Here is a 6,011-nt window from a genome sequence, read left to right as displayed (position 1 = left end):
CGTCGCGGGGCCACGAGGAGTACCGGCTGCGCCTGGAGGCCGACAAGGAGGTGCGGCTCGCCGGGCTGGAGACGCAGCGGCAGGTCGCCGAGGCGCAGGCCGCCGTGCTGGCGACGGGTCTGGAGAGCGCGGACATCAACATCGTCGGCGGGGACACCGTCTTCTTCGACCGGCTCGTGTCGTCGATCTCGCTCGGCAAGGGGCTGGACGGCTTCATGAAGCACTCGGACACCGCGCAGACGCTGGCGGGGCCGTGGCTGGACGGGTCGGCGAGCTTCACGGACGACCTGGCGAAGATGCTCGGGTCCGTCTCGACGGCGGACGTGCGGAATCTGACGGTGTCGGCGCTGCTGACGAAGCTGATGACATCGGGCGGCGGTGCGGGCCCGGGGGCGGCCGCACGGAGCGGACAGCTCGGTGAACTGCTNNGGTGCGTGCGATCGCAAGGCGGAGGATCGCTCTCGTACTGGACGTACTTGAGCGACTCCGACAACGCGGCGAGGGCGCGTGCCAGGCGTCGTGAGCCAGACGCCAGTTTGAAGACAGGACCTAGGACCATCAAGACCGGCCGGAGCTGCCGCCACGGGGGTGCGGCGGCTCCGGCCCTGCTTCGCCGACCCCGCAGGGAGTGACCACACATGACGACGACGGCCAACGAGGCGGGCACGGACACGGGTTCGGGTACTGGCACAGGTACGGACGCGGGTACGGGCACGGGTTCGGGTACGCGCATCGACGCCGGTGCCTACGAGGTGCTGCGCGACCGGCTCGCCGCCCAGGGCGGTGAACTCGCCCTCCGCACGGAGGCGCTCAACTCCCGCCGCGTCGAGACCTTCGGCTCCAGCGAGCTGCGCCTCACCGGCACCGGACAGGTCCGCACACCGCACGCGAGTGTGCCGCGCGACATCGTCGCCGTCGGGGACGCGCTCCTCTTCGGCCACGCCGTCGACAACGGCACCGCCAGTGCCGCCGCCACCGGCCAGGGCCCGGAGATCGCGGTCTCGGACGTCTTCGTCCTGCACGACCGCGCGCTCGACCCGCTCCCCGAGAACGCGGTCCCGGGGCTGCTGGACGACCCCGCCTTCGTCCGGGAACTGGACGCGTTGTTCCGCTACTACCGGGGCGCGCGCCTGCTGCGGCTGCGCCATCTCGGCGGCAAGCTGCTGGCCGTGTTCCGTACGGGCGAGAAGGCCGGCGACATCCGCGTACTGCGCTGGGCGCTGCGCACCGACGGCACGGCGGAGTTCCTCGACGCGCGCGGCGACCGGGACCATGTCTTCCCGCCGTCGCACGACGTGGAGTGGACGGTGGCCACCCGTGACGACCATGTCCTCGGCCGCCATCCGCACATCCGCGTCGGCGACGACGCGTACGTCTCCACGGTCGGCGGCGCCCTGACCGTCAAGACCGTGGACGACACCGAGACGGCCGAGGGGATCTACTCGGAGCCCGTCGCCGAACCGCTCCAGTCGCTCGCCGACGCCGATGTCGCCCACGCGCGCGTGGGCGCGCTGCTCCTGCTGCGGGTGCGTCCTTACAAGGAGGACGCGTGGCGCCATCTCGTCCTCAACACCCTCACCGGGACGGTCGCCCGTCTCGACGGCATCGGCCGGTCCTGCCGCCGGCTCCCGGAGGACCAGGGCGTCGTCTTCCCCGGCGGCTACTACCTGGCGGCCACGGACACGGCCAGGACCTTCGACGCGGGCACGGAGGGCGACCTGGAGTTCGAGCGGGCCGTCCGCTCCCCCAACGGTGAGGACGTGCTGTACGTCTTCCAGGACCGTGCCGAGGGCCGCACCCTCCTCCTGCCGTACAACGTCATCCGTAAGGAGGCCGCGACACCGCTGACCGGCGCCGGTTACGCCGTCTTCGACGACGGCACGCTCCTGACCCTGCGCGCCGCCCCCGAGCCCGCGCGGGTGCATCCGCTCCAGCTGTGGCACTCGCCGTACGTCTCCGACACGTACGCCGCGACCCGCCCCACCGGCACCGGGCCCCTCGCCCGCGTCGGCAACGCCGACCTGGTGCGCGGTATCGCGGACTGTCTGTCGATCGCACGCGCCGTCGCCGGGACGACGGCACCCGACGCGACACCGACGACCGCCGCGTACGCCGCGCTCGTCACCGCCTGCGCCCGCGCCACCGACCGCCACCACTGGCTGACCGACGCCGAACTGGGCTCCCCACAGGGCCTGTTGACCGAGATCAGGGCCACCGCCGAGCAGGTGCTCGGGGAGTTCGAGACCGTACGGACCCTGACCCGGCAGGCGGCGGACGCGCTCACCGAGTCCGCCGACCGGGTCGCCGCGCTCGTACGACGCATCCGCGGCGAGGCACCGCGCGGCGCGGCCGACTGGGTGGACCGGCTCACCGAACTGCGGCGTGCGCAGGGCCACTTGGTGACCCTGAAGGAGATGCGGTACGCCGACACCGAGAGGATCGACGGCCTCGTCACCGCGACCGAGGGCGACATCGAGGCGGCGGCGCGCCGCGCCGTCGCCTTCCTCGGGCGCGAGGACGCGTTCGCCGACCACCACGCCGAGGTCGAGCGGCTGACGGCCGACGCGGCGGCCATCACGACGGTCGCCGACGCGGCCCCGGTCGCCGCGCGTCTCAAGGAGCACGCCGCCGGGCTGCGGACCGTCACCGATGTCGTCACCGGGCTCGACATCGGCGACACCGTCGTCCGTACGTCCGTCCTGGAGCGCGTCGCGGACGTACTCGGCGGTGTCAACCGCGCCCGCGCCACGCTCGAAGCGCGCCGCTCCGAACTGCTCGACCACGAGGGCCGCGCCGAGTTCGCGGCCGAGTTCGCCCTGCTGGGGCAGGCGGTGACCGGCGCGCTGGCCGCCGCCGACACCCCCGAGAGCTGCGACGAACAGCTCGCCGGGCTGCTGCTCCAGCTGGAGGACCTGGAGTCGCGCTTCGTCGAGTACGAGGGCTTCCTCACCGAGCTGGAGACCAAACGGACCGAGGTCTACGAGGCGTTCGCCGCCCGCAGGCAGGCACTTCAGGACAGCCGTGCCCGGCGCGCCGAGCGGCTGGCCGACTCGGCCGTCCGCGTACTCGGCTCGATCTCCCGCCGGCTCTCCTCGCTCGCCGACACCGACGCCGTCAACACCTACTTCGCCTCCGACCCGATGGTCGCCAAGGTCCGCCGCACCGCCGACGAACTGCGCGAGTTGGGCGACCGGGTGCGGGCCGAGGAGCTGGACGGACGGCTGATGTCGGCCCGCCAGGAGGCGGCGCGGGCGCTGCGTGACCGCACCGACCTGTACGCGGACGGCGGCGCCACGATCCGGCTCGGCCGCCACACCTTCGCGGTCAACACCCGGACGCCGGAGCTGACCCTCGTCCCGCACGGCGACCGTACGGCGCTGGCGCTCACCGGCACCGACTACCGCGCTCCCGTCACCGACCCGGCCTTCGAGGCCACCCGCCCGTACTGGACCCAGCTGCTGCCCTCCGAGTCGCCCGCCGTCTACCGCGCGGAGCACCTGGCCGCCCGTCTGCTGGCCGAACACGGCGCGGCCGGGCTCCGGGCCCACGCCGACCTGCCCGCGCTGGTCAGGGCGGCGGCGGAGGCCGCGTACGACGAGGGCCACCAGCGCGGGGTTCACGACCACGACGCGACGGCCGTTCTCACCGCGCTGCTGCGGCTGCACGAGGAGGCGGGGCTGCTGCGGCATCCGCCGGGGGCCCGTGCGGCGGCGCAGTTGTTCTGGGCGTACGGCGTGACGGCGCAGGCACGGGAGAACCTCACCCGCCGGGCGGTGTCGCTGGCGCGCGTGCGTGAGACGTTCGGGCCCGCCGTCGCGATCGACGACTTCCGTACGGAGGTGGCGTCGGCGGTACGGGAGTTCGGCACCGACTTCAGTGGTGACACCGAGGGCGATCCTCTCCGTGTCGCCGACTACCTCTTCGAGGAGCTGACCAGCGGCCCGCCCGGCTTCGTCACGGGCGCCGCTGCCCGCGCGCTGCTCGACGGCTTCCACCGCTCACCGGGCGGCCCCGCGCTGGCCGAGGACCTGAAGCAGGCGCGGGAGGACACCCTGGAGGCGCGCAGGCAGCTCGTGGAGGCCTGGCTCACCTCGTACGCGTCCACCGCCGGTGGCACCACCGACCCCGGCGATCTGACCGAGGCGGTGGCCGTCGAGCTCTGCCCGGACCTGGAGCGTTACGCCTCCACGGCCCGCCTCACCACCGAGGTCGAGGGACTGCTCGGCAGCCATCCGCGCGTCACCGGCCGCCGGATGACCGTACGGATCGACGAACTCCTCGCCAGGACACGCGACTTCCGCGAGCGCACCGTGCCCGGCTTCCGCGCCTACCAGGCGCGGCGCACCGCCCTGGTGGCCGCCGAGCGCGCCCGGCTGCGGCTGGACGACTTCCGGCCCCGCGTCATGTCCTCCTTCGTACGGAACCGGCTCGTCGACGAGGTCTATCTGCCGCTCGTCGGGGACAACCTCGCCAAGCAGCTCGGCTCGTCCGACGACAACCGGCGCACCGACACCAACGGCCTTCTCCTGCTGGTCTCGCCGCCGGGCTACGGCAAGACGACGCTCATGGAGTACGTCGCCGACCGGCTCGGCCTCCTCCTGGTGAAGATCGACGGACCGGCGCTCGGCCGGTCCGTCACCTCGCTCGACCCGGCCGAGGCGCCGAACGCCACCGCCCGCCAGGAGGTCGAGAAGATCAACTTCGCGCTGGCGGCGGGCAGCAACACCCTGCTGTACCTGGACGACATCCAGCACACGTCACCGGAGCTGCTCCAGAAGTTCATCGCGCTCTGCGACGCCCAGCGCCGCATCGAGGGCGTCTGGGACGGCGAGGCGCGCACGTACGACCTGCGGGGCAAGCGGTTCGCGGTCTGCATGGCCGGCAATCCGTACACCGGCGCCGGGGGCCGTTTCCGGGTGCCCGACATGCTCGCGAACCGCGCGGACGTGTGGAACCTGGGCGACGTGCTGACCGGAAAGGAGGACGTGTTCGCGCTGAGCTTCGTGGAGAACGCGCTCACGTCCAACCCGGTCCTGGCTCCCCTCGCGGGCCGCGACCGGCGCGACCTCGACGTGCTGGTGCGCCTCGCGGAGGGCGACCCCGGCGCCGTGTCCGACACCCTGCTGCACCCGTACGCCCCCGCCGAGCTGGACCGGGTCGTCGCCGTCCTGCGGCATCTGCTGACGGCCCGGCGCACGGTCCTCGCCGTGAACGAGGCGTACATCGCTTCGGCGGCGCGGACGGACGAGTCGCGTACCGCACCGCCGTTCCAGCTCCAGGGCTCGTACCGCGACATGAACAAGATCGCCGCGCGGATCGACCCGGTGATGAACGACGCGGAGCTGGCGGCCCTGGTGGACGACCACTACGCGGGCGAGGCCCAGACGCTCACCACGGGCGCCGAGGCGAATCTGCTGCGACTGGCCGAGCTGCGCTCGTCGCTGACACCGGAACAGGCCGCGCGCTGGGCGGAGATCAAGGCGGCCTATGTACGGAGGCAGGCACTCGGCGGCCCGGACGGCGACCCGATGACACGGGCGGTCGCGGCACTGGGGCTGCTGGCCGACCGCCTCTCGGCGGTGGAGTCGGCGATCACGCGGGGCCGCTCCGAGAGCGCTACGCGCTGACGGACGGGCGCCACGCCGGGTCGCGCCCGGTCTCGGCCAGCAGCGACTCGAAGGGCGTCGCGTCCTCCCCCACGGGGAAGGGCGCGCCGAAGACGTTCATCGTGCGGGCCATCGGCGCGAGCGCGGTGAACTCCTCGCCGAGCGCGGCGACGACGGCGGCGGCCGGCTCGTACGGCTGCCCCGTCGCGCGGGCCAGGTCCCAGGAGTGCACGGCCAGATCGCCGAGCGCCATGGAGCCGACGGTCCGGGCGGGCATGTTCATGGCCCCGGTGAGGCCGTCCTCCGCGCCCGGCGCGGCCCACGCGCCGATCAGCGCGGCGATCTCGGCGGCGAACCGCTCACTCCGGTCGTCGCCCAGCCGCTCGGCCGCCGCGCCGAAGTCGG

General features: G+C 73.4%; 2 protein-coding genes and 1 pseudogene. 2 read left to right on the top strand and 1 reads right to left on the bottom strand.

The genetic code is table 11. From position 1 onward, the window contains the following. A pseudogene (locus BHU15_RS41685) lies at window positions 1-427 on the top strand (flotillin family protein); the annotation flags it as partial. Window positions 428-638: 211 nt separating this feature from the next. Next, window positions 639-5,627: a DNA repair ATPase gene (locus BHU15_RS32215; RefSeq protein ID WP_107422970.1), complete on the top strand. Its 4,989-nt coding sequence runs from the start codon at window positions 639-641 to the stop codon at window positions 5,625-5,627. Here the strand turns inward: BHU15_RS32215 and BHU15_RS40475 are convergent. Beyond that, the coding region (locus tag BHU15_RS40475) for a DinB family protein (RefSeq protein ID WP_497210040.1) at window positions 5,617-6,011 on the bottom strand (395 nt) is incomplete at its 5' end. The two genes, BHU15_RS32215 and BHU15_RS40475, sit on opposite strands and share 11 nt — an antisense overlap.

The organism is Streptomyces niveus, assembly GCF_001723055.1.
Classification (GTDB): Bacteria; Actinomycetota; Actinomycetes; order Streptomycetales; family Streptomycetaceae; genus Streptomyces; species Streptomyces niveus.
The sequence above is the reverse complement of the archived record's forward strand: the minus strand, read 5'-3'. Positions and strand labels throughout refer to the sequence as shown.